The following is a 23819-nucleotide window of genomic DNA, read 5'->3' as shown; positions in this document are numbered from 1 at the left end:
GAGTGGCTTCGCCTCACATTCTGAGCGAGCCACTTTCGCTTTTTATTGAATCCAGCTACAGTGGCTAGAATCTATTGGCCATTTCGCGCCCTCGGACGAAGCAAAAAGCGCTTCTTTGTCGGGAGCTCCAATGTCCAAAGATTCTGAGCGAGCCACTTTCGCTTTTTATTAACATTTGTTACAATGGTAAAAATAGAGGAGGGACGTTATATGCCAAAGGGTACAGGTAAGGTTATTGCGCAAAATAAAAAAGCATTTCATGATTATTTCATCGAAGAAACATACGAAGCAGGGCTTGTCCTTCAAGGAACGGAAATTAAGTCGATTCGCGCTGGACGCGTGAACTTGAAAGATGCGTTTGCACGTATACATAACGGTGAAGTATGGGTTTATAATATGCATATTAATACATATGAACAAGGGAATCGTTTCAATCACGATCCGCTACGTACAAGGAAGTTACTTCTTCATAAAAAAGAAATTGATAAGCTAGCAGGTTACGCAAAAGAAACAGGATATGCATTAGTTCCAGTTAGAATCTATTTGAAAAATGGATTTGCGAAAATGGCACTTGGTTTAGCAAAAGGTAAGAAGCAATATGATAAGCGTCACGATTTAAAAGAGAAAGAAGCTAAACGTGAAATTGCACGCGTGTTCCGTGATCGTCAAAAGATGTAATACAGATATTTACATTTGTAAAACGGCGCGCGTATGATATAATAACTTATGTAAGCTTGTTGCACATTGAAAAACAGCTCTTAGTAGCTATCACGATATTTCTTCGTATGCTCCATTTTTATCATGGGGACGTTACGGATTCGACAGGGATAGTTCGAGCTTAGGTTGCGAGTCGAGGGGATCGGCCTCGTTAAAACGTCAAAGCCTATAATTGGCAAACAAAACAATCTTTCTTTAGCTGCTTAATTGCACTAAAGGTTCCTCCCTCCATCGTCCATGTGGTAGGGTAAGGGACTCAAACTAAGTGGACTACGCCGGAGTTCGCCGTCTGAGGGCGAAGGAAGAGAACAATCAGACTAGCAACTTGGAAGCCTGTCGATAGGCCGAAGAGTTCGCGAAATGCTAATATATCGACTACACTCGTAGAAGCTTAAGTGCCGATATTTTTGGACGTGGGTTCGACTCCCACCGTCTCCACCAATACATAACTGTTTGGTGGTTTTTTATTTTGTATGATATGAACCATAACTTTGCCAGAGTGGCGGGGGTATGGTTCTTTTTGTTTTGTGGTTTGATAAAATGCTTAAGTTGAGGACGGTACCCTTGAAACAGAAACTGAGGGAATCGTTATTGATAATAAGCAGCTAGATAATATAGTTGCTCTTAATGATTAAATAATATGTATTTAAATCTTCATATATTTTGTGTTTTTATCCATATCTATTGTAAGATTATATAGAGTTCTCCTAATAAGCTGTTATAATGGCTTTTTTAGGGATTTAATATTTATAAATCTTAAATTATTTTTTGGGGATAACTTTTTATCTAACTAAGTTATATTGAAGTAGAGGTGAACCATCGGTGAAGCAGGTGTTAGTAATTAAGAATGAACGGTCTTTTGCAAAGAAAATCGTAAGCGGTCTAACGCAAGAGGGCTATTTCATTTTAAAACTTCACAATGAAAACCAAGGTTTAAATATAGTATATGAACAAGATTGGGATATTATCATATTGGATTGGGATTCATTAAGTATATCGGGGCCAGAAATTTGTAGACAAATACGACTTGTTAAAACGACACCGATAATTATTGTGACCGACAATATTTCTAGCAAGGATTGCATAGCAGGGCTACAAGCAGGAGCAGATGATTATATAAGAAAACCATTTGTGAAAGAAGAATTAGTAGCGAGGGTTCAAGCTATTTTAAGGAGAAGTGACTGTATCCAACAAAATGAGACAAACTTTTTTCAGTTTAAAGATCTCTTTGTTGATGCATCTAGCCATATTGTAAAAAAAGGTGGTAAAAATCTCACGCTTACTAAGCGCGAGTACGATTTACTTGTATTTTTAATCAAGAATAAAAATACAATATTGAGCCGTGAAATGCTTTTGAACCAGGTTTGGGGATATAACGTAGTAGTCAATCCTAATGTAGTGGATTTATATATTGGGTATGTAAGAAAAAAGTTAAAGTGCGAGAAGAAAGGTAGATATATTCAAACGATACATGGCAGAGGCTATTCAATGGTTGAATGATAAAAATAAGATAATAGGTAAAGTACAGTTTGTCATAATAGAAAAAACGAGTAAAACTATTTCATACAGTTTTACTCGTTTTTTTCTATTAAACCTGATAATCAAATAGTTTCTGTGAAATATTAAAAGACGGAAACTATAAAAAGAAGATTGCTATCAGGCAATGGATTATGAAAAAACAAGCTATTAATGGGCATTTTTTTGCAGTAGAAATCATGGTTTATAAGGTGCCCAATCTATTGATTAGTACGTGTGGGGGATGACTCTGGTGCGCATTAGATGAGACTGTATCTAATTTATGTTTAATTTTATTAACTCACACCATTCACAAGATTTTCACATAATTAATGACTATACTTATTAACAGGATATTCAAATGAAAATGATTATCAATAGCAATTTAGATGCAGAAAAGTTACTATCTAATTTAATCTATGGACGTTATCATTTTCGAACTAAATTACATTATAAGGAGTATACGTATGAAAAAAACTATGCTTTTAAAATTAGTAAGTATTTTAGCAATTTTCACTTTAATGTTAGTAGCTTGCTCAGATTCAAGTAAGGAAACTTCGAAAGCTAATAAAGGTGATAGTAGTGATAAGCCAAAAACAGTTGAAATCACTGATGCTCATGGAACTGTTAAAGTCCCTGTAAACCCAAAGAATGTAGTTGCTTTGGATAATAGAACTTTTGAAACTTTATCTGATTGGGGAATTAAATTAGCGGCTGCTCCAAAGGATGTAATGCCTGCAGATTCAGCATATGTAAAGGATAGTAAAGTTCAAAATATTGGAAATCACCGCGAACCAAATTTTGAAATTCTAGCAGCTGCAAATCCTGACCTTGTAATCGTTGGTCAAAGATTTGCTGGTCATTACGAAGAAATCAAAAAATTAGTGCCAAAAGCAGCTGTTATTGATCTTAATGTTGATGTTTCTGAGAAAGCTACTAAGCCTGGCGAAAACTTAGTAAAAGGACTTAAAGATTCTACAATTACTTTAGGGAAAATCTTTGATAAAGATAAAGAAGCTAAACAAGTAGTAGCTGATTTTGATAAATCTATTGAAAAAGCAAAATCTGCTTATAATGGAAAAGATAAAGTTATGAGTGTTATCGTTACTGGTGGAAATATTGGTTTTGCTGCTCCACATTCTGGTCGCGTTTGGGGACCGATGTATGAAATTTTCGGTTGGACTCCAGCACTAGAAGTTGCTAATTCTACTGCAGGTCATAAAGGTGATGATGTTTCTGTTGAAGCTATTGCACAAACAAATCCTGATTGGATTTTCGTATTAGATCGTGATGCTGCAACATCTGATGCAGCTACTTCAGCTCCAGCTAAGGATGTTATTTCTAAATCACCTGCTCTTCAAAACACAACTGCTGTTTCTAAAAACCAGGTTATTTATGCACCAGAAGATACTTACACAAATGAATCAATTCAAACTTATACAGAGTTATTTGGAAATATTGCAAAAACTTTAGCTAAGTAGTGTAAAGGAGTACGAAGCAGTGTCAAAAAATATAATTTCTAGGGTTGAGAATATTTCTCAACCCCAGTTTTATAATCACAATAAATTATGGACAAAACCTTTTATAATAGCGATTATAGTTGTTATAATTTTAGGGATTATATCACTGTTTACTGGAGTTTATGATATACGTGGACAAGAGGACGGAATGGAGATGTTTTTCATCACTCGTGTTCCGAGAACAGTTGCATTAATGCTTACTGGAGCTGCAATGGCGATGGCAGGGCTCGTAATGCAACTCATTACACAGAATCGCTTTGTTGAACCTACTACAACGGGGACTATTGAATGGTCAGGCTTAGGCCTGCTTTTTGTATATTTACTGTTTCCTGCCCCGACTTTACTTCAAAGAATGACTGGTGCAATCATTTTTTCTTTTATAGGAACTATGATTTTCTTTTTATTTTTAAGAAGAGTTAAACTTCGTTCGTCTTTAATTGTCCCGATTATTGGATTGATGCTTGGAGCAGTTATTTCTGCAGTGTCTACTTTTTTGGGACTCCTTTTTCAAAAGACGCAAAGTATTGAAACTTGGTTTGTAGGTTCATTTGCTAACGTTCAGGTGGGAAGATATGAATATTTATGGCTAATTGTTATCATTACTTTTCTTATTTTTATGTATGCTAATAGATTGACTTTAGCTGGACTAGGAGAAGATGTCGCAACAAGCCTTGGAGTTAATTACAATAGAATTGTTCTTTTTGGGACTGGCCTTATCTCTGTTGCAGTTGGAGTTGTTGCAGCTGTTATTGGACACTTACCTTTCTTGGGATTAATTGTGCCAAATATCGTTTCAATGTTTAGAGGTGATGATCTTAGGAGTAATTTACCTTGGGTTTGTGTGATCGGAATGGGGTCAATAACTGCCTGTGACATCATTTCTCGAACAATTATACAGCCTTTTGAAGTACCTGTTTCTTTAATACTTGCAACAGTGGGAGCAGTCGTGTTTATTACTATTTTATTGAGACAAAGAAAACCAAGGAGGCTACGATGATCACATTAGAATATAGAAATAAAGAAAATGTCGAAATCGATTCTAGCCTTCATAATGAAAGTAGATCAGCTAGTGCTTTTCGTTCTAAGAAGGAAGCAAGACGTTATTGGATTTTACTGATAACATTGATTGCTTTAGGCCTCCTTTCTTCATATGGACTTTTAGTTTATAACAATCCAGTTCCGATAGATTCACCTTCTTTTATCCCAGTTGTTAAGAGAAGGATAGTAGCTATTGTTGCTATGATTATTGCTGCAGTTTGTCATAGTTTGTCGACAGTTGCTTTCCAATCTATTACGAATAATAAAATTATTACTCCTTCGCTTTTAGGTTTCGAATCACTTTATTCAGCAATTCAAACGAGTACAATATTCTTCTTTGGTGCTAGTGCATTGATAAATTTTAGTGGAATTGGATCATTTTTATTTCAAGTTGTTGTTATGGTCTTCATGAGTTTGATACTTTATGGATGGTTACTTTCCGGTAAATACGGGAATTTACAACTTATGCTTTTAGTTGGAATTATTATTGGTACCGGGCTAAATTCTGTGTCAACTTTCATGAGAAAACTACTTGCGCCTTCAGAGTTTGATATTTTACAAGCAAGGTTATTTGGTTCTGTTAATCATGCAGATCCTGCATATTTTCCTATTGTAATTCCTATGGTCATAATTGTAGCAGTATTAATTTTGGCTCATTCTAAGAATTTGAATGTTTTGTCACTAGGAAAGGATGTTGCTACTTCTTTTGGAGTTAAATATCAACCTAGTGTAATTTATACGCTTGTATTAGTTGCTATTTTGATGTCCATTTCAACAGCTCTAATTGGGCCACTTACTTTCTACGGCTTTTTAGTAGCAACTTTGAGTTATCAGGCCGCGTCAACTTATGATCATAGATATATTTTTCCAATGGCTTTTGCAATAGGATTTTTGATAATGACGAGTGCATACTTTTTAATGTATCATGTATTCCATGCTCAAGGTGTAGTTTCAGTTATTATTGAATTATTTGGTGGAATAATATTCTTAACTATAGTTTTAAGGAAGAGGGCTTTATGATAAAAATTGATAATGTTAAAAAGTTCTATACTGATAAGGTGAAAATAGGACCTTTGGATATTGAAATACCAAAAGCGGGCTTTACTTCTTTAATTGGACCAAATGGCGCTGGAAAGTCAACGACACTATTGATGATTGGAAGACTTTTAGATATGGATGAAGGCCAAATTCAGGTAGCAAATATGGATGTTTCTGAATCCAAATCAAAAGACTTAGCAAAAGTTTTGACTATATTGCGACAAGAAAATCATTTTGTAACTAGGCTTACTGTTAGACAATTAGTTGGATTTGGGCGCTTTCCTTATTCAAAGGGAAGATTAACTAAAGAGGATGAAGCTATTATTTCTAAATATATCGATTTTCTAGATTTAACTAATTTAGAGAATAGATATTTAGATGAGCTTTCTGGTGGTCAAAGACAAAGGGCATATGTAGCGATGGTGTTGTGCCAAGAGACTGAATATGTACTTTTGGACGAGCCTCTGAACAATCTTGATGTTGCTCGTTCTGTTCAAATGATGGAGCATTTGAGACGTGCGGCTAATGAATTTGGAAGAACAATTTTGACTGTTATGCATGACATAAATTTTGCAGCCAAATATTCTGATAAAATTTGTGCTATGAAAGATGGACAAATTGCTGCTTTTGGAACAGTAGAAGAGGTTATGGACCCGGAAATTTTGACAGATATTTTTGAAACAAAAATAGAAATTATCAATGGTCCTTATGGGCCAATCGCTGTTTATTAGTTACAAAGTGTAAAAAATGAGTATGTCAAAAAAATACTGTAGCTTGCGTAAATCATGCCAGCTACTCTAGTTGAAGTTGCTGTCTGTATTTTATAGGCAGCAGCTTTTTTTTATGTGATTGCCCATGAGGACTCTTAATATTTCTGGATGCTCGTAACAGTCCTGCAACGCTTCCAACAATAAACTTGTAAATTACTCATAAAATGCAAAGGAACGCTTCACCTTTTCAAGTATTTACCAAACGAAAAGATTTATCTCTGTATAACTTTTTATAAGAATTCAGCTTGTTTTTTGTATGTAATATTGCATATAAGAGTGTATTGATAAAAGTGTAAGGGGTCACTATAATGAGGGCATAAAGATACATCACATTTTCGTAGCAATAAAAAATGAACAAAATGTTCCATTAACAAATGAAATAAAAGTTTCAATTGGAGGAACAACATTATACCCAACTGCTAGTATTAGTCATTAGGTATAAAAAGGTGCCCTGTAAACAGGGCGCTTTTTTACTTAGTCACAAATTTTACTCTTTCCAAAACTGTTCCAATAGAATGACAAGCATGGTACCCACAAGTAATCCATTACTTAAAACATATTGTAAGGAAGAAGGAATTCCGCTAAATGCACTTTCTGGAAGAAACATTATTCCCAAACTGATTAATAATGAAATTCCTAATATAGTTAATCGGCGTTGATTTAATTCTTCACGTAAAATGGATTGAAATGAAATGCCTATTACTTGGACAAATGTTGCTAAAAGTGCGGCATTAGCAATAGGACCTGGTAGCAAGGATATAAAGTTTACAATTGAAGGAATAAAAGAAATTCCTGCTAATATAAGACTTGCTATAAGGAACGACTTCACTTTTCTTTGTCCTGTTAGTTGAATAAATCCTGCTGATGCAGGTAATGGTACAATTCCAATTGTAGAAAACAACGACGAGATAATATGCGATATACCTCCGGCCCACACGCCGCGGTTCAGTATTTGCTTTTCATTTTCTTTAGATAACGGAGCCACTTGTTTTACAGCCGAAATAGCAGCGATTGTATTTGCAACTAAAAGAAATGTAAATAAAGTTGCAGTTAGAGCCATTCCAATATCTAATCTAGGTGTGCCCCAAGAAAATAGCTCTGGTAACTTAACTAACGGTGTGTGTGAAGGCATATGAGATGATTTTCCTAATACAGCATACAAAAGCCAACCACATGAAATTCCAAGTAACACAGCGTAACTTTTCATCCATCCGTTCCCTTTAATTGATAAGAAAGTAATAAGGGCAAAAACAAAGAGCGCAATAGCAGCCGTTGTATAATCAGAATGAGTTACAGCTCCTTGTAATCCCATCATTCCTTTTAGTAACACACCACTAAGCTGAAGAGATAATATTAAAAGAAAAGTTCCTGTAACCAAGGGTGTAAATAAACGTAGAATTCGATGAGCAAGCCCTGTTATACCAAGGACGAAGAGTAATATACCTGCAATAATTAATCCGCCTTCTAGAAGTTGTAATGCATCCTTTGCACTTTGTCCCTGATGCATAGAGACTTGTCCCAATATGACAAATATACTTACCCATGAACCGGCTGGCCCATCCGCTATGGGGTAGCGATGCCCAAACCATGCTTGTATAAATGAACTTACTCCTACAACTAAAACAGTTCGTTGCATTAATGTTGAGATATCTTCTATTGATAAATGGAATATGCCACCAATAATGATAGGCAATGCAATTGCATTTGCTAATAAAAACACAAACCACTGTAGAATACTAAAGCTCGTATCGACGTATTTTTTATTCATATTATTCTCCCTTGTATAAAAAGAATCTCATAGTAAAAATCCATCCTTTCTACACAGCTAGATTAAAAAGGATGGATTTTGTAAATCTATAAAATCACTTTAATTATATAGATAGATTTTTAATTAATTACCATGTACGGAACGGTAAGAATTTCCCGTTAAGTGTAATCACGATACGAGGGTCGCCACCTTTTGGATCTTCTTGTGTGTCCACACCTAGATTGAAGTTAATTGCACTCATTACACCTTCGCCAGCTTTTTCTAGAATTAATTCTCTAAGAGTTGGTGCGTATTGTAACATCATTTCATATAATCGATATAAGATTGGGTCAGTAGGAGGCATTTGCATTACTTGACCTCTAAGTGGAACTACTGTTAATGCTTGAACTACTTCTTCATCTAATTCTAATAGTTTACCGATTTTTTCTGCTTCTGGACGTGTCATTGTAGCTTGTCCTAATAACGCTGTTACAACCCAAGTCTCAGAGTTTTCACTTACTTTTGAAATTTCTTCCCATGTTAAACCTTTTGCAATTTTTGCTTCCATAATTTTTTGCGTAGCTTCTTGTCTATTCATATCTAATAACTTCCCTTCATTTAAGTAATAATTAATTTTTCATACCATTTAATGCTTTATATCCATCAACTATTAAATCTAATTTACCTGTGTGAGGATCAATAACTAAACCATGTACAGGAACATCTTTTGGAATAAGTGGATGATTTTTTACTAAATCAACATTAGCTTGAGTTGAATCGCAGACATCATCGAATCCAAATAACCATTTTTTAAGGTCAACACCAGCGTATTCAATCGCTGATAAAATTTCTGGTGAAGCTACTCCGCGATCTAATATTTTTTGAAGTGTTCCTTTTGGATTAGTTTGACTCGCACCACATCTATGGTGTCCGATAAGGAAGATTTCATCTGCATTTAAATCATATACTGATGCTACAACACTTTGCATAACACTATCGAAAGGAGAAGCAATTTTACCACCTGCATTTCTGATAACTTTTGCATCACCATCGTGTATATCTAAAGCTTTTGGAAGTAGCTCAATTAAGCGAGCATCCATACAAGAAACAACAACCATACGTTTTTTAGGCATCTTTGTCGCTTCACGGGGAGCGTATTCTTTATTTTCTACAAATTGTTCATTGAACGATAAAATCTCTTGTAATAACATATTTGTAACCTCCTTTAAATCTAGATGTATTTTTTTGTTGCGTCCTCTGTGTTATAAGTAAATATAACTGATAAACAATGTGATGTAAGAGGATAAACTAAGTATAGTGAATTGTATCGACAAGCAGAATAAGTTGGCGAAACACTTTCGGGCTTTCTACTTTCACGATGAAAGGATTGGTTTATATCATTGATCAAACAGATTTTGAGATACTGAAATTATTAGGAGAAAACTCAAGAATACAATGGAAAGAACTTGGTCAAAAAATACATATGACGGGGCAGGCTGTAGGAAATCGAATTCGGAGATTAGAGGATTTAGGGATTATTGAACAATATACAATTGCAATAAACCGAATCAAATTAGGACAAATAGTGACTGCATTTGTTACTTTGTTCGTAACAACAGCTAATCATCAAGAGTTTATGAATTTCTTTCAAGGAGAAGAAGGGATTTCTGAAGTGCATCGTATAAGTGGTGAGGGATGTTATTTATTAAAAACACATTTTGCTTCCAATGAAGACTTAGATAAATTTCTAGGACGACTATTAAAGTACGGGAATTATCGTGTTAACCTATCAATAGGAAAGTTAAAATAAGATTCCTTTTCTTTGAGGGTTATAGTAACCTTATTTGCTGTTTTGTGGAACTCACGGCAAACTTATAGGTAGAGTGACATTGTAGGATAAAAACCATAACTTTGCCGGAGGGGCGGGGGTATGGTTTTTTGTTTGTAGATTTTCAAGTTAGAACTAGAAGTTTGAAGGATACGTCGATGAGGTATGTAATGTTAACTTAATGATCCATCTGATCATATGTTTACTTAGATGAATCATTAAGTAACAAAAAGTCTCGGTATTTTCATGCATTGTTATCTGTGTTTAGTGATAGCTTTTGTTGTTCTTTTAATTTTTCAGGTGTCACGTCATTTCCTAAAGGATCTAATATTTTTAATCCTGTGACAGTGGTACTGATTTGACCGCGAATAATTTGAAGGTACTCCTCGCGTAATGCTTTACGCTCATGTAATTCTGTTTTTGTTAAACCGTCTTCTTTTTGTTTTTTAGCTAGTTCATTGATTCGATTTAAAACTTCAAGCATTGTTTTCCCGCCTTTCTTTTTATAGAAGCTCTTTTGCAAGTAGTCGATAAGATTGTAGTTTTGCGTCATGATTATGACTGATTGTCCCAATCATAGCTTCGTTAATTCCGAATTTTTCTTCATGTTCGCGAAGTGTATTTGCAACTTCTTTAGCACTTCCAACAAGGAATTTTTTACGATTGTTCTGTATATGCATTTTGTCCATTTCAGTGTAATTGTAATTTAGTGCTTCTTCAGGAGAAGGTACGTGGAAATACTTACCTTTATCTAAAAATAATAGAGATAAATCTAAAGAAGCTGCATGATATTCTGCTTCTTCAGCAGTTTCCGCTGCTAGTGCAAAATACCCAATGTTTATTTTAGGCTTAACCATAAACTCAGAAGGGACGAAATTTTTACGATAAGATTCTAACATTTCACTAGATAACTCCCCACTAATAAACTGAGCATAGGAATAACCAATACCAAATCTTCCTGCCTGTGCAGCGCTACTACCACTAGAACCTAATAGCCAAACTTCAGGTAATGGGGCACCTAATGGCGAAGCAAGTGTACGATTGTATAAATGATCTGCAGGCATTGTTTCTGTCATAAACATCATCGTATCCATTAATTTATCGTACAGATTCAGCATATTTGGATGTTTTCCTTCATGTAATGCAAGTGTAGAAAATTGATTGCCACCTGGCGCTCGACCTACACCGAAATCAATTCTATCTGGATATAAAGATGTTAATGTTTTAAATACTTCTGCCATCTTTAATGGTGAATGGTGCATTAACATCATTCCACCAGAACCAACGCGAATTTGCTCTGTTACAGATGCGATATGAGAAATCATAATTTCTGGTGAAGCACTAGCAAAATTGGCTGAACCATGATGCTCAGAATACCATAGTCTGTGATAGCCTAGTTTATCTACTAGCTGTGCTAATTCAATCGTATTTTTAAAAGTTTCTTGAGTAGTTACCCCGTTCGAAACTGGAGTTTGATCTAAAACACTTAATTTCATAAGAAAACCTCTTTTCTTGTTAGTAGTGTTTATCGTACTTTTATTCCTAAAGTACGATAAATACTGTGATTAAAACTCGCCATTCCAAGACGTTACTTCATCTACAGTTAATCGAACTGTTGGGAATCCTGGCTCTTTTGCTTGGCCTAATGCAATCATTAAGACGTCAGTTAAGTTTTCTGGAACGTTAAATGCTTTGCGGAATTCTTCAACTTTATAGCCAAGCATTGGGACTGTATCGTATCCTCTCGCTTTTGCAGCAAGCATAAATTGCATAGCTAGCAAACCACCGTCAAGCATTTGCCATTCTCTTTTTCCTTGTTCGCTTACAGGTGCATAAAACTCACGAATACTGTTGTTCAGTCTGTTTTTAATTTCTTCTGTCATGAATCCAGCAGCTACTGCACGTTCATTCACCTTATTGATATGTTCGAATTCATGGGCGTTCTTTTCGCTTAAAATTACGATCATAGCGGATGCTTCTAGCACTTGTGGTTGATTTAAAGCAATTGGATGAAGCTTCTTTTTTAAGTCTTAAAATACAGAAGGAGTTCAATATGAAAAAAGAGTATAACAATAGAATTGAAGTCGTTTTGGATGTGATCGGAGGTAAGTGGAAATCCCACATTTTATATCATTTAACAAGCGGACCGACAAGAACGGGTGAGTTAAAACGATTGGTAACTGGTATTACACAAAAAATGCTTACTGAGCAATTGAAAGAGCTTGAAAAAGATGGGCTTGTGTCTAGAAAAGTATATAATCAAGTACCACCGAAAGTTGAGTATTCTCTTACAGAACAGGGAGAATCATTAAAAAAGGGTTTGAAGGTGCTTTGCGATTGGGGAAGCGATTATATTAAGCATAAATATCCGAATGGTGAAGTAATCGTGAAAGAGGACGATCATATATGATTTAACATTTCTGTAAGTATAATTTTGCTATAATGAATAAGTACTTACACGAAGGGGAGCTAAAAGAGAAAATGAAGTCATTTAATATCGATCATTTTATAGCTAGTGTTTTACAGTGGATATTAAATATAGCGTTAATCATATTGTCCATTGTTTTATCGATTTTTTTAATTAACGAAACAATTACTTTTATTCAATACATATTTTCAGCGAAGAAGTATACATCTTATAAATTAGTTGAGAGTATCATCGTCTATTTCCTATACTTCGAGTTCATCGCATTAATTATTAAGTATTTTAAGTCGAATTATCATTTTCCGTTACGTTATTTTATTTATATCGGAATTACGGCGTTAATTCGTTTAATTATTGTGTCTCATGAGGAACCAATGGAGACGTTATTATACGCGGGAGCAATTCTTGTTTTAGTTATTTCTTTATACATATCAAATATGAGAGATTTGAGAAAAGAGTAGTGCAGACATAAGTTTGCACTACTTTTTGTACCTTGACCTTCAAGTTACTTGAAGGTTTACAATGTAATTAGGGCGTTTGAAATCGAAAAAAATTGAGAAATTAAGTGAAGAGGTTATTTTACTTGGAGGTTATAGAAATGAGTCAGGAATTGAAATTACGTCCTTTAGAACGGGAAGACTTAAAGTTTGTACACGAACTTAATAATAACGCGCATATTATGTCGTATTGGTTTGAAGAGCCTTATGAGGCATTTGTGGAGCTGCAGGATTTATACGATAAACATATACATGATCAAAGTGAGCGCCGATTTATCGTTGAGAAAGATAATGAGATGGTGGGATTAGTCGAATTAGTAGAAATCGATTATATTCACCGTAGAACTGAATTCCAAATTATTATTGATCCGAGTTACCAAGGTTACGGTTATGCAGCTGATGCAACGCGTTTAGCGATGGATTACGCTTTTTCCGTATTAAATATGCATAAAATATATTTAGTTGTCGATAAAGAGAATGAAAAAGCTGTACACGTTTATAAAAAGGTCGGATTTATAGTGGAAGGTGAGTTGCAAGATGAGTTCTTCGTTGATGGCAACTACCATAATGCGATAAGAATGTGTATGTTCCAAAAAGAATATTTTAGAGTGAAGAGGCTATAGACAATGATTGTCTATAGTCTTTTTATTGTATAAGTCAACAACTATTTATCGTAAAACAATAAATAGTTGTTGACTTATAATGTGTCGGGACTTATTATGAGGGTAGCAAAAGGAATGCGGAAAAATTAATTGTGAAATTAAAGGAGAATATATTATGAAAAATAAATTTTTATTAGCTATCGTACTAATATCATTAGGAGTTACCTGTTTATTAATGCACGGTACAACTAGTAAAGTGGCGGATAATGGGCTTCTTGTAGAACCTTTCTTTTTCCTAGTACCAGTAAGCTACCTATTGTTCTTTAGTGGTATTGGTGTGTTGCTAGTTGGATTTATCACTTCAAAGTTGAAAAAATAGCAATAGATAAATGCTGTTAGTTTAGGAGTGGATTTTTGTGAAACAAAAAGAATTGTCATTATGGTTAAAGTTAATTATCATTCTTTGCGGATGTTTTGGTTTATTGTTCTGCATATATATTGGGCCAGAAACGGGAAGAGCGGTATTGTTAGTTTCAGAAAATTTGAAGGGGCTATATAAGCCATTCGTACTGTTCATTTGGATCACAGGAATTCCATTTTTTAGCGCTTTATTTTTAGGGTGGAAAATATGTTCAGATATTGCCTCACACCAAGCCTTTACTGTAAAAAATGCGAATCGATTAAAGAGGATTAGTATTTTATCTATGACTGAAGGTGTTTTATATATCGGAGGATTACTATATATTTTCGCAGCTGGAAGTTATCATACGAGCATTTTAGTTATTCTATTACTTATTTTATTCTTCTCAGTCGTTATATCTATTTTTACTTCCTTACTTTCTCATTTAATTAGAGAAGCAAGTGAAATAAAAGATGATAACGACTTAACGATTTGAGGTGCTCTGTTATGACGATTGTAGCAAATCTCGATGTAATCTTAGCGAAAAGAAAAATGAGTGTGACAGAGTTATCCGAGAAATTAGGAATTACAACGACGAATGTCTCGATATTAAAAAATGGAAAAGCAAAAGCAATTAAATTTTCAACTTTAGAGAAGATATGTGAAGTTTTAGACTGTCAGCCAGGTGACATTTTAGAGTATAAAAAGGAGGAATTATGATGAGGAAAAAATACTTATTAGCATCTAGTCCAATATTTTTAGGAGTGCTATGCATAGTTATGTTTAATATAATTGGTTCTGAAGTGAAGCCAGATGGAACTTTAGTAGAACCATTTTACTTAATTCCATTAGCGTATTTATTTGTTTTAATTGGGATTATTACGATTTTGTTCGTAGCTATTTTCTCGATGTTTCGAAAAAAGCAAGAGCGATAAAGTTTCACTTTATTTTCCATTCCATATGGCGGGACATACTTCTTATGAAAGAAAGCGACTCAATAGAGTCGCTTTTTTATATTCCACCGAGCTTCATTCCAAGGAATGCGAATAGGATACCAATTATGTAAGTAGTACTTAAATATAAAAGGAATGTGTAAATTTTTTTGCGATTGAGAAGCTGAATGGACTCTAATTTAAGTGTCGAAAATGTGGTGAATGCGCCCATAAATCCAGTTCCTAATAATAATTTCCATTCTGTAGAGACTCCGTTGCCAATTATATACCCGAGTAAAAATGCTCCTGTTATATTAATAAGGAATGTAGCAATTGGAAAGGGTGTTTTATTTCTTTTTTTAAACCAATTGCTAATTGCAAATCGTGTAATCGCACCGAAAAATCCTCCAGTTGCTACTAATAAAGCTTCCATCATAAGTGATCACCTTCCGTAAGTGACTTCTTAATTAAGAAATCACCTAGTGTATAGCCAAGTCCAGACATAATGAGACCGCCAAGTATGCTACATGATACATATAAGAAAGCCGTGCTCCATTCAGAATGATTGATTAATTGCACAGTTTCTACACTAAATGTTGAAAACGTCGTAAAGGAACCGATGAATCCAGTCCCGATGCCTGTGATAACCTCTGAAGGTAAGATGTTTAGCCGGGCGATATACGTAGTTAGCCATGCTAATAAGAAGCAGCCGGCTAAGTTAATGAGTAATGTAGCTAATGGAAAAGAATGATGCCAAAATGTATGAATAGTAAGACCTAAATAATAGCGGGAAAGGGCTCCTAATATGCCGGCGATGCCAACGATAATATAAATCAATTTTCTCACCTCTTTAAATAGCTTGCTCAAAAAAATAGACTCCTACCAGTAGTTATACTGGTAGGAGTCATTAGCTAAGCAGCGGTTATGGCGAACTCCATCGCCTATGATTATTACATATAGTCTACTAAACATTGCGTTTAATTTCCAGTGGAGAAGTTGGTGCATTCTGTATTTCTATAGTGGTTTAAGATAGGGAGAATCAACTTATAAACTAAATATAATGATATAAGGTTTTGAGTGTGATAAAATATTTCGTATGTCTGTCATTTTTTTATTTAACTGAAAATAAAGAAAAGTAAAATCGTATGTTTTAGAAAAGGAGTCGTTTGTTTGAAAAGGTTATTAAAGATAGTACTTATATGTATTTTAGTAGGTGTGGGAGTTGTAGGTGGGTTTTTAGCTTATATGACACTTACAAAAGAACAGCCGGCTGATGTTATAAGCTTGAAGGTGGAAAACAATAAGGAGCGCGTAATTGCGCCTGGAAATGAATTTAAAGTTACAACATTTAATATTGGATATGCTGGACTAGATAAGGATCAAGACTTCTTTATGGATGGGGGAAAAGGGTCTGGTTCAAGTAGTAAAGAACAAACGGAAACTAACTTAAAGAATATGCTTTCGTTTTTACAAAATGAGAATAGTGATTTTGCACTATTACAAGAAACAGATATAAAATCAATGCGATCATTTGATGTAAATGGGCATGAATTTTTGAAAAAAGGATTACCTGATTATGCTTCGTCATTCGGAAAGAACTACGATACGAAATGGGTTCCGGTGCCAATAACAAATCCAATGGGATATGCTGAAGCTGGATTAAGTACATTTTCTAAATATACGGTTCAAACAGCGAAGAGATTTCAGCTTCCTGGAATGGAGCCGTGGCCAAAGCGTTTATTTGATTTAGACCGAGCGATTGTTGAACATAAAATACCTGTTAATAATGGGAAATTTGTTAGACTCGTAAATCTACATTTGTCTGCTTATGATGAAGGCGGGAAAATTAGAAAACAGCAAGTAGAATATTTAAAAAAATATATGAACAAGCATTATGAAAATGGTGATTATGTCATAATGGGCGGAGACTGGAATCAATTACTTTCTAACGTTCAGTTAAGCGATCCTAAGTTTGTGAAAGAGCGTCCTGAGTGGTTAGTAGAATTACCGAAGGACTTTACTGATGGTGGCTTTAAGTGGGCTGTAGATCCGTCTGTTATGACTGTGAGAGATGATGTAAAGAAATACGTGGAAGGTGAAAACTTTGTCACGATTATTGATGGCTTTATCGTTTCACCGAATGTTGAAATTGTAAATGTACAAGGGAAAGATTTGAAGTTTGAAAATAGCGATCATAACCCAGTGAGTGCGGTATTCAAGCTGAAGTAATCGATACGTATGAGTAGAAGGTGGGGCTTCATATATGGAGTGGTTAAAGAGAACTTGTTTTTCTAACCTTGAGAAAGAATCGCAGAAAAATCATTTATTGTTGTTTATCACGATTTGTAGTTTCTTCCTTGGGATAATCGCGATTGGGTATTACGGATATATTTTTACAGAGAGAGCAATAGCATTTTGGATGTGTGGTATTTCTATCGTAGTATTTGGAACGCTGCTTACTTTTATAGAAAGTATGGAAGCAATGTATAAATACATCATGACATGTATGCTACTTATTATGTCTTTCATTATGGTACAAGCATTTAATGAAAGCCCAGCTGTATTTCAAATGATCTATTTTACATTAGCGGTTTCACTTATTTATTTGAGTGAACGTCTTATTTTAATCCTTGGCGGGGTAGCAGTTGTTGTTACATTTATACTTTGTAGTTATTGGCCAAATCAATTTTTTGCTTATACAGCGTCATCTGAAGCCGCAAATTTCGCAAGCTTGTTAGCGATTGTAACGATCGCAATGTGGGGTGTCACAAAGATTGGTTCTAATCTTTTGGCTCGTTTAAGGGATGAGAAGCAAGCGGTGATGAAGAAAGCTCAGGAGTTAGAAGAAACGCAAAGGCTTATTGAGGAAACTGTTGTGAAGTTAGATATTAATTTCAATCATTTAAGACAAAATATGAATACATCGATGGAGTCAATGAGTGAAATTAACTTTGCTTTTGAAGAAGTAGCAGTGGGAACTCAATCGCAATCAGAGATGATGTCACGTTCAGTAGAAGTATTGAATGATATGGAGGGAAATATTGACCAAATCATCTCTCAAGTAAGAAATGCGTCGATGCGTGTTGATAAAAGTTTGGAAATCTCAAAGGGTAGTGTAAATACTTTAAGAAATTTTGAAGCTAACATGAGAAGTTTAAATGATGTTGTTTCACAATCAGGAACGATATTTAGAGAATTGATGACACAATCGAAACAAATTAATGAAATTGTAGATGTAATCACGAATATTTCAAGTCAGACGAGTTTGCTAGCTTTAAATGCAAATATTGAGGCTGCAAGGGCAGGCGAGCATGGAAAAGGTTTTGCTATTGTAGCGAATGAAGTATTAAAGCTTGCTGAAGAATCGAATCGTTCTGCGGGGAGAATTCAAGGGATTTTGAAGGAGTTTAGTAATCAAGCAAGTAAAGTAGAAGTGCAGGTAGAGAAGTCAGAAAGAGTACAAGAAGAATGTAACGAAATGTTAGCAAGTGTTTTGACGAATGTAACGGATTTAGGGAAGTTTATTGATGCGATTAATGATGTAATGAGGGAGATTGTTGGTCATCAAGAAAGTTTCCAAGCTAAAACGACGAATATCGTAAAGGACGTTACACATGCTTCTAACGTAATTCAACAAACTTCTGCAGCTACGGAAGAAGTGTTAGCGAGTGTTGAAGAAGAAAAGCATCGAAATGATACATCGGTGAAGACGTTACATACTGTTAGCGAGCAAGTGAAGTTGCTAGAAGATATTTTAGAAAAGTAATATCTCTTAAAAGGGTACACCATGTGTGCTCTTTTTTCATTTAAATGAATACTTGATAGTAATTTAATTGCTTTTCTGCGCGTTTTCTGCCAAGCTTAAGGAGATAAACTGAGACTTTAATTAGTGGGGCTATACGCTACTGATTATTAGTTGAACCCCGCAAATAGCGGAATAAAATACTTCAAAGAAAGAATTATATAGGTGACGCATATGATCGAAGTTAAGACTTCTGAACTTAGTGATGGAGAATTTAATAGAGGGGTATTTGCAACTCGTGATATTAAAAAGGGTGAGTTGATACACTCAGCACCAGTTATCTCTTATCCGAATGAACAGCATGAACACATTGAGAAAACGTTACTTGCTGACTACGCATTTGAGTATGGGGTAAATCATACGGCATTCCTATTAGGATACGGCATGTTATTTAATCATGCATATAATCCGAATGCAACGTATGATATTGTCTTCGAGAATCATACGTTTAACTTCTTTGCTTACAAAGATATAAAAGCGGGAGAAGAGATTCTAATCAATTATAATGGTGAAGTTGATGACGATGAGCTATTATGGTTTGATAAGGAAAAAGAAGAGAACGAAAAATAAGTTAAAAAGTATAGAAAGGGCACATTCTGTGGGATGTGCTCTTTTTTATTGATGAAAATAAAGTAAAGATTACAAAAAAATACCACTTTTCTTTCGTATGGTATAGTAAGATATTGAAGGGTATTACTTTGAAAAGCCTATATATTTTACAAATTGTTGTCTATATGGTTACATGTCAAGTTTAGTAGCCCATTTGGGTTGCTTTATTATGCGATATATATTTTAATATGAGTGGAACCTCTTATAATTTAAGAGGTTTATAGGTGTGCTTTATGTACACTGTATTCACCACGTTAGCTGTTGTTCTGTAATGCATTTTTACGTGGGGATATTATGGACCCGTATATAGCGGGATAAAAAGATTATAGAAATAGAGGAATTGTAAAATGAATATGCACGAGGTTTATAAATATTTAAGTACAGTATTGCCTGAAGGTCATGTGAAGCAAGATGAAATGTTAAAGAATCATACGCATATTAAAGTGGGCGGGAAAGCGGATGTGTTCGTTTCTCCTACGAATTATGATGAAATTCAAGAAGTTATAAAGTATGCGAATCAATACAATATTCCAGTTACGTTTTTAGGAAACGGATCGAATGTTATTATTAAAGACGGTGGTCTTCGTGGAATCACAGTAAGTTTAATTCATATTACAGGTGTTACTGTAACAGGAACGACGATTGTAGCACAGTGTGGTGCAGCAATTATTGATGTATCACGTATTGCATTAGATCATAATTTAACGGGTCTTGAGTTTGCTTGTGGTATCCCAGGTTCAGTTGGCGGAGCGTTATATATGAATGCTGGTGCTTACGGCGGTGAAGTATCGTTTGTATTAACAGAAGCTGTCGTAATGACAGGTGATGGAGAGCTACGTACTTTAACGAAAGAAGCATTTGAATTTGGATATCGTAAGAGTGTATTTGCGAACAACCATTACATTATTCTTGAAGCGAGATTTGAGCTTGAAGAAGGTGTGCGTGAAGAAATTAAAGAAAAAATGGATGATTTAACGTTTAAACGTGAGTCAAAACAACCGTTAGAGTATCCTTCATGTGGCAGTGTATTTAAGCGTCCACCAAATAATTTCGCGGGTAAGCTTATTCAAGAATCAGGACTGCAAGGTAAGCGAATTGGCGGAGTTGAAGTTTCTTTAAAACACGCTGGATTTATGGTGAATGTTGATAACGGAACTGCACAAGATTATATCGATTTAATTCATTTTGTACAAAAGACAGTTGAAGAAAAATTCGGTGTGAAATTAGAGAGAGAAGTAAGGATTATTGGAGAAAATCTACAGTAATCTTTGAATAAAAAACGTATAAAAGTATGAATTATTTCGAAATAACATTTGGGTATTGTTGACAATTTGATTTTGATTCAATATAATGGCTAATAATTTAACAAATAAATTATACGTTGAAAGAGCCCAGTAGCAGTTTGTCACTGTTATCAAAGAGAGCTAGGGATTGCTGGAACCTAGCACAAACAAACTTGTGAATTACACTCTGGAGTATCTTAGGTAACGCTAAGCGGACTAGCAATCGATATTATTGCTAAGAGTGGTATGAATAGCTATGCTATTTATGCAAACTGGGTGGTAACACGGTGAATAATCGTCCCTATGTCTATCGTAGACATAGGGGCTTTTTTGTTTTTTAAAAAATAAAGGGGATGACAAAAGATGAATATTATTGATGAATTAGAATGGCGCGGTGCTGTGAATCAACAGACAGATGAAGAAGGTTTACGTAAGTTAGTAGAAGAGAAAAAGATTTCACTATACTGCGGAGTGGATCCGACTGGTGATAGTATGCATATTGGACATTTAATTCCGTTCATGATGATGAAAAGATTTCAATTAGCTGGCCATCATCCGGTTATTTTAATCGGAGGGGCAACAGGAACAATTGGTGATCCGAGTGGTCGTCAATCCGAGCGTCAACTACAAACGTTAGAAGTGGTGCAGCATAATGTAGATGCGTTAACAGCACAAATGAAAAATCTATTTGACTTTGGCGGGAATAGCGAAGTGAAGATGGTAAATAACTATGACTGGACACATAAAATAAACATTATCGAGTTTTTACGTGATTACGGAAAAAACTTTAGCATAAATAGCATGTTAGCGAAAGATATTGTCGCAAGTCGTTTAGATACAGGGATTTCTTTCACAGAATTCACGTACCAAATCTTGCAAGCGATGGATTTTCATCATTTATACACAAAAGAAGATGTTCAATTGCAAATTGGTGGTAGTGATCAATGGGGAAATATTACGAGTGGTCTAGATTTAATTCGTAAGTTAGAAGGTCATGAAGCGAAAGTATTCGGATTAACGATTCCATTATTATTAAAATCAGATGGTACGAAGTTTGGTAAATCAGCAGGTGGTGCGGTTTGGCTTGATCCTGAAAAGACAACGCCGTTTGAATTTTACCAGTTTTGGGTGAATACAAATGATCATGATGTAATTAAATACTTGAAATACTTTACGTTCTTAACGAAAGAGCGAATTGATGAATTAGCTGTGAAAGTAGAAACAGAGCCTCATAAACGTGAAGCGCAAAAAGTATTAGCAGAAGAAATGACGAAATTCGTTCATGGAGAGGAAGCATTTTTACAGGCAGTGAAAATTACAGTAGCGTTATTTAGCGGAGATATTAAGTCGTTAACAGCTGATGAAATTGAACAAGGCTTTAAAGAGATGCCGACATTCCAATCTTCAAAAGAGACGAAAAATATCGTAGAGTGGCTAGTTGATTTAGGAATTGAACCTTCTAGACGTCAAGCGCGTGAAGATATTAATAATGGGGCTATATCTATGAATGGTGAAAAAGTAACGGATGTCAGTAGGGATGTTACTGTAGAAAATTCATTTGATGGACGATTCATCATTATTCGTAAAGGGAAGAAGAACTACAGCTTAGTGGAATTAGGAGAATAGTTCTTGTGAAAGAGCGGAAGTAGGGAAGATATCTACTTCCGCTCTTTTCATATACACAATTTCGACACAAAAAAGTCAGTATATTTCGATAATTAAAGAGGTTATATTATTCTTTTGCCGAATAAATAAGTTAGAGAAAATTACGGATAAAGTGAAACTTTAATCAGTGGGGGGTTTGTTCATCCCCACTGATTATCAGCCCGCAAATAGCGGGATAAAAATAGCCCGAACCATGCAGGGCATGATTCGGGCTTATATTCAGATTAGTAAGCTAAGCTGAATAGACCTTTAATGTGTGATAAGTAACGAACGTTACTTGCTTCTTTCATTAATGATGCTGGTAGGCCTTTAAGCGGAGTATTGCTTGCTCCGATTGTAGCAACAGCATCTTTACGTCCTAGACTAGCAAGTGTTCCAGAGTTGATAGGTGCAAACTCTTCGAATGCTTTGCCTTCTAGTGCTGCGTATAAGTTGTATCCAATTAACTCACCCATTTGCCAAGCGATTTGTGCAGTTGGTGGGTATGGACGACCGTCTGGAGAGAAGACAACAGCGCTGTCTCCAGCAACGAATACGTCTTTGTGAGAAGTAGATTGTAGATGTGCATCAACAGTTGCACGACCGCGGTTTACTTCAAGACCTGATTCACCAATTAATGGGTTACCTTGTACGCCGCCTGTCCAAACGAATGTGTTAGCAACGATTTTTTGACCGTCTTTTAAGTCAATTTCATTACCAGCAACGTTTGTTACAGGAAGACCTGTTAAGAATGTAACACCGCGTGCTTCTAAGCTAGCAGTTGCACGTTCGATTAAGTGGTCTGGTAATACTGGAAGGATTTTTGGACCTGCCTCAACAAGAAGAAGTTTAACTTCTTTTGGATTTACGCCGTGGCTTTTTGCAAGTTTAGGCATAATGTCAGCAAGCTCACCAACTAGCTCAACGCCAGTTAATCCGCCACCACCGATTACGATTGTAGCATCAGCTTCGTTTTTCGTTGTAGCGTATTCACGAATACGGTCTTCAACGTGTTTGTAGATTTTGTTTGCATCAGCAGCAGATTTTAATACCATGCTGTTTTCTTCTAGTCCTGGAATACCGAAGTAAGCAGTTTTACTTCCTAAAGCAACTACAAGTGCATCGTAAGATAAAGTAGTGCCACCAGCTAGTTTGATTTCTTTGCTATCAACTGAGAATGACTCAACTGTTGCAATTTTAAGATCGATGTCTTTACCTTTGAAAAGCTTTGTAAGTGGCATTGCAATTGCTTGCTCAGCAACGTTACCAGCTGCAAGGCGGTGTAGTTCAGTGATGATTTGGTGCGTTGGGTATTGGTTAATCACTGTAACTTGTGCTTCTGATTTGCTGTAATATTTACGTACGTTTAAAGCGGCAAGAAGACCGCCATAACCAGCGCCTAAGATGACAATTTGTTTTGACATAGTATGATATCCCCCGTCTTTACTAATT

The 23819-nt window shown here is 35.3% G+C and carries 27 protein-coding genes, 1 other RNA gene, 1 pseudogene, 1 riboswitch and 1 other annotated feature; of the genes and pseudogenes, 20 read left to right on the top strand and 9 right to left on the bottom strand.

What is annotated here, in order from left to right; all coding sequences use genetic code 11:
* Window positions 1–210 precede the first annotated feature (210 nt).
* From smpB to MR155_RS13140, 7 genes are all read left to right on the top strand, one after another.
* Window positions 211–678: an SsrA-binding protein gene (smpB, locus tag MR155_RS13170; protein WP_242310126.1), complete on the top strand. Its 468-nt coding sequence runs from the start codon at window positions 211–213 to the stop codon at window positions 676–678.
* A 125-nt stretch (window positions 679–803) separates the two neighbouring features.
* Window positions 804–1158, top strand: a transfer-messenger RNA (tmRNA) gene (ssrA, locus tag MR155_RS13165).
* A gap of 381 nt (window positions 1159–1539) precedes the next feature.
* Window positions 1540–2217 carry a response regulator transcription factor gene (locus MR155_RS13160; protein ID WP_002139175.1) on the top strand — a complete coding sequence of 226 codons (678 nt, stop codon included), beginning with the start codon at window positions 1540–1542 and terminating at the stop codon, window positions 2215–2217.
* 482 nt (window positions 2218–2699) lie between these two features.
* The gene (locus MR155_RS13155; protein WP_242310123.1) at window positions 2700–3713 is read left to right on the top strand and encodes a siderophore ABC transporter substrate-binding protein; all 1014 of its coding nucleotides are present in this window, start codon (window positions 2700–2702) and stop codon (window positions 3711–3713) included.
* Between the two features lie 19 nt (window positions 3714–3732).
* Window positions 3733–4749, top strand: a complete 1017-nt coding sequence (locus MR155_RS13150) for an ABC transporter permease (RefSeq protein ID WP_242310120.1) — start codon at window positions 3733–3735, stop codon at window positions 4747–4749.
* Entirely contained in the window at window positions 4746–5810 is a 1065-nt protein-coding gene (locus tag MR155_RS13145; protein ID WP_002144933.1) for an iron chelate uptake ABC transporter family permease subunit, read from the top strand. Before MR155_RS13150 ends, MR155_RS13145 begins: the two co-directional genes overlap by 4 nt.
* A complete protein-coding gene (locus MR155_RS13140) occupies window positions 5807–6559 on the top strand; it encodes an iron ABC transporter ATP-binding protein (protein ID WP_002139178.1) in 753 nt (250 codons plus the stop codon). Before MR155_RS13145 ends, MR155_RS13140 begins: the two co-directional genes overlap by 4 nt.
* 526 nt (window positions 6560–7085) lie before the next feature.
* Here the strand turns inward: MR155_RS13140 and MR155_RS13135 are convergent.
* The 3 genes from MR155_RS13135 to MR155_RS13125 all read right to left on the bottom strand — a co-directional run bounded on the left by MR155_RS13135 (window position 7086) and on the right by MR155_RS13125 (window position 9556).
* On the bottom strand, window positions 7086–8366 hold the full coding sequence (locus MR155_RS13135) for a purine/pyrimidine permease (RefSeq protein ID WP_242310118.1): 1281 nt from the start codon (window positions 8364–8366) through the stop codon (window positions 7086–7088).
* Between the two features lie 127 nt (window positions 8367–8493).
* Window positions 8494–8943, bottom strand: coding sequence for a cyanase (gene cynS, locus MR155_RS13130; RefSeq protein ID WP_001081567.1), 450 nt, complete (start codon window positions 8941–8943; stop codon window positions 8494–8496).
* A 31-nt stretch (window positions 8944–8974) separates the two neighbouring features.
* Window positions 8975–9556, bottom strand: coding sequence for a beta-class carbonic anhydrase (locus MR155_RS13125; RefSeq protein ID WP_242310114.1), 582 nt, complete (start codon window positions 9554–9556; stop codon window positions 8975–8977).
* 167 nt (window positions 9557–9723) lie between these two features.
* Here MR155_RS13125 and MR155_RS13120 point away from each other — a divergent pair, with 167 nt between their 5' ends.
* Window positions 9724–10155 carry an Lrp/AsnC family transcriptional regulator gene (locus MR155_RS13120; RefSeq protein WP_242310112.1) on the top strand — a complete coding sequence of 144 codons (432 nt, stop codon included), beginning with the start codon at window positions 9724–9726 and terminating at the stop codon, window positions 10153–10155.
* Window positions 10156–10417: 262 nt separating this feature from the next.
* On the opposite strand, the gene MR155_RS13115 is transcribed toward MR155_RS13120, so the two are convergent.
* The 3 genes and pseudogenes from MR155_RS13115 to MR155_RS13105 all read right to left on the bottom strand — a co-directional run.
* Window positions 10418–10657 carry a DUF896 domain-containing protein gene (locus MR155_RS13115; RefSeq protein WP_061673712.1) on the bottom strand — a complete coding sequence of 80 codons (240 nt, stop codon included), beginning with the start codon at window positions 10655–10657 and terminating at the stop codon, window positions 10418–10420.
* A gap of 19 nt (window positions 10658–10676) precedes the next feature.
* On the bottom strand, window positions 10677–11669 hold the full coding sequence (locus MR155_RS13110; protein ID WP_242310110.1) for an LLM class flavin-dependent oxidoreductase: 993 nt from the start codon (window positions 11667–11669) through the stop codon (window positions 10677–10679).
* 69 nt (window positions 11670–11738) lie between these two features.
* Window positions 11739–12182, bottom strand: a pseudogene (locus MR155_RS13105) (nitroreductase family protein); the annotation flags it as partial.
* Between the two features lie 44 nt (window positions 12183–12226).
* Between MR155_RS13105 and MR155_RS13100 the strand changes: the two are divergent.
* The 7 genes from MR155_RS13100 to MR155_RS13070 all read left to right on the top strand — a co-directional run bounded on the left by MR155_RS13100 (window position 12227) and on the right by MR155_RS13070 (window position 15032).
* Complete coding sequence (locus MR155_RS13100; RefSeq protein WP_016121030.1) at window positions 12227–12583, top strand: winged helix-turn-helix transcriptional regulator; 357 nt, start codon at window positions 12227–12229, stop codon at window positions 12581–12583.
* Window positions 12584–12654: 71 nt separating this feature from the next.
* A complete protein-coding gene (gene psiE / locus MR155_RS13095) occupies window positions 12655–13059 on the top strand; it encodes a phosphate-starvation-inducible protein PsiE (protein ID WP_219374976.1) in 405 nt (134 codons plus the stop codon).
* 137 nt (window positions 13060–13196) lie between these two features.
* Window positions 13197–13718, top strand: coding sequence for a spermidine N1-acetyltransferase (gene speG, locus MR155_RS13090; RefSeq protein ID WP_002112781.1), 522 nt, complete (start codon window positions 13197–13199; stop codon window positions 13716–13718).
* Between the two features lie 154 nt (window positions 13719–13872).
* Window positions 13873–14076, top strand: coding sequence for a DUF3955 domain-containing protein (locus MR155_RS13085; protein ID WP_215576656.1), 204 nt, complete (start codon window positions 13873–13875; stop codon window positions 14074–14076).
* 37 nt (window positions 14077–14113) lie between these two features.
* Window positions 14114–14593 carry a DUF2975 domain-containing protein gene (locus tag MR155_RS13080; protein WP_242310106.1) on the top strand — a complete coding sequence of 160 codons (480 nt, stop codon included), beginning with the start codon at window positions 14114–14116 and terminating at the stop codon, window positions 14591–14593.
* Window positions 14594–14604: 11 nt separating this feature from the next.
* The gene (locus tag MR155_RS13075) at window positions 14605–14817 is read left to right on the top strand and encodes a helix-turn-helix domain-containing protein (protein WP_242310104.1); all 213 of its coding nucleotides are present in this window, start codon (window positions 14605–14607) and stop codon (window positions 14815–14817) included.
* Window positions 14817–15032: a DUF3955 domain-containing protein gene (locus tag MR155_RS13070; protein ID WP_242310101.1), complete on the top strand. Its 216-nt coding sequence runs from the start codon at window positions 14817–14819 to the stop codon at window positions 15030–15032. Before MR155_RS13075 ends, MR155_RS13070 begins: the two co-directional genes overlap by 1 nt.
* Window positions 15033–15108: 76 nt before the next feature.
* On the opposite strand, the gene crcB (MR155_RS13065) is transcribed toward MR155_RS13070, so the two are convergent.
* Together crcB (MR155_RS13065) and crcB (MR155_RS13060) are read right to left on the bottom strand one after the other, a co-directional pair.
* Window positions 15109–15465 carry a fluoride efflux transporter CrcB gene (gene crcB / locus MR155_RS13065; protein WP_193652119.1) on the bottom strand — a complete coding sequence of 119 codons (357 nt, stop codon included), beginning with the start codon at window positions 15463–15465 and terminating at the stop codon, window positions 15109–15111.
* Entirely contained in the window at window positions 15462–15866 is a 405-nt protein-coding gene (crcB, locus tag MR155_RS13060) for a fluoride efflux transporter CrcB (RefSeq protein WP_002143706.1), read from the bottom strand. The genes crcB (MR155_RS13065) and crcB (MR155_RS13060) overlap by 4 nt, the downstream gene beginning before the upstream one ends.
* 54 nt (window positions 15867–15920) lie before the next feature.
* Window positions 15921–15980, bottom strand: a riboswitch (Fluoride riboswitch).
* A 219-nt stretch (window positions 15981–16199) separates the two neighbouring features.
* Here crcB (MR155_RS13060) and MR155_RS13055 point away from each other — a divergent pair.
* The 5 genes from MR155_RS13055 to tyrS all read left to right on the top strand — a co-directional run bounded on the left by MR155_RS13055 (window position 16200) and on the right by tyrS (window position 22349).
* Complete coding sequence (locus tag MR155_RS13055) at window positions 16200–17258, top strand: endonuclease/exonuclease/phosphatase family protein (protein ID WP_242310098.1); 1059 nt, start codon at window positions 16200–16202, stop codon at window positions 17256–17258.
* 34 nt (window positions 17259–17292) lie between these two features.
* Window positions 17293–18795, top strand: a complete 1503-nt coding sequence (locus MR155_RS13050; protein ID WP_242310095.1) for a DUF4077 domain-containing protein — start codon at window positions 17293–17295, stop codon at window positions 18793–18795.
* Window positions 18796–19005: 210 nt separating this feature from the next.
* Window positions 19006–19401: an SET domain-containing protein gene (locus MR155_RS13045; protein ID WP_000573650.1), complete on the top strand. Its 396-nt coding sequence runs from the start codon at window positions 19006–19008 to the stop codon at window positions 19399–19401.
* Between the two features lie 386 nt (window positions 19402–19787).
* Window positions 19788–20705, top strand: coding sequence for a UDP-N-acetylmuramate dehydrogenase (gene murB, locus MR155_RS13040; protein WP_113936298.1), 918 nt, complete (start codon window positions 19788–19790; stop codon window positions 20703–20705).
* Window positions 20706–20812: 107 nt separating this feature from the next.
* Window positions 20813–21029 (top strand) — a binding site (T-box leader).
* Between the two features lie 57 nt (window positions 21030–21086).
* Window positions 21087–22349 carry a tyrosine--tRNA ligase gene (gene tyrS, locus MR155_RS13035; protein ID WP_219301001.1) on the top strand — a complete coding sequence of 421 codons (1263 nt, stop codon included), beginning with the start codon at window positions 21087–21089 and terminating at the stop codon, window positions 22347–22349.
* A 263-nt stretch (window positions 22350–22612) separates the two neighbouring features.
* Here the strand turns inward: tyrS and MR155_RS13030 are convergent, their stop codons facing one another.
* Window positions 22613–23791 (bottom strand): NAD(P)/FAD-dependent oxidoreductase, encoded by a 1179-nt coding sequence (locus MR155_RS13030; protein ID WP_044439292.1) that lies wholly within the window; start codon window positions 23789–23791, stop codon window positions 22613–22615.
* Between the last annotated feature and the right edge of the window lie 28 nt (window positions 23792–23819).

This window comes from Bacillus cereus group sp. BfR-BA-01331, assembly GCF_022663915.1.
Taxonomy (GTDB): Bacteria; Bacillota; Bacilli; order Bacillales; family Bacillaceae_G; genus Bacillus_A; species Bacillus_A mycoides.
The sequence above is the reverse complement of the archived record's forward strand: the minus strand, read 5'-3'. Positions and strand labels throughout refer to the sequence as shown.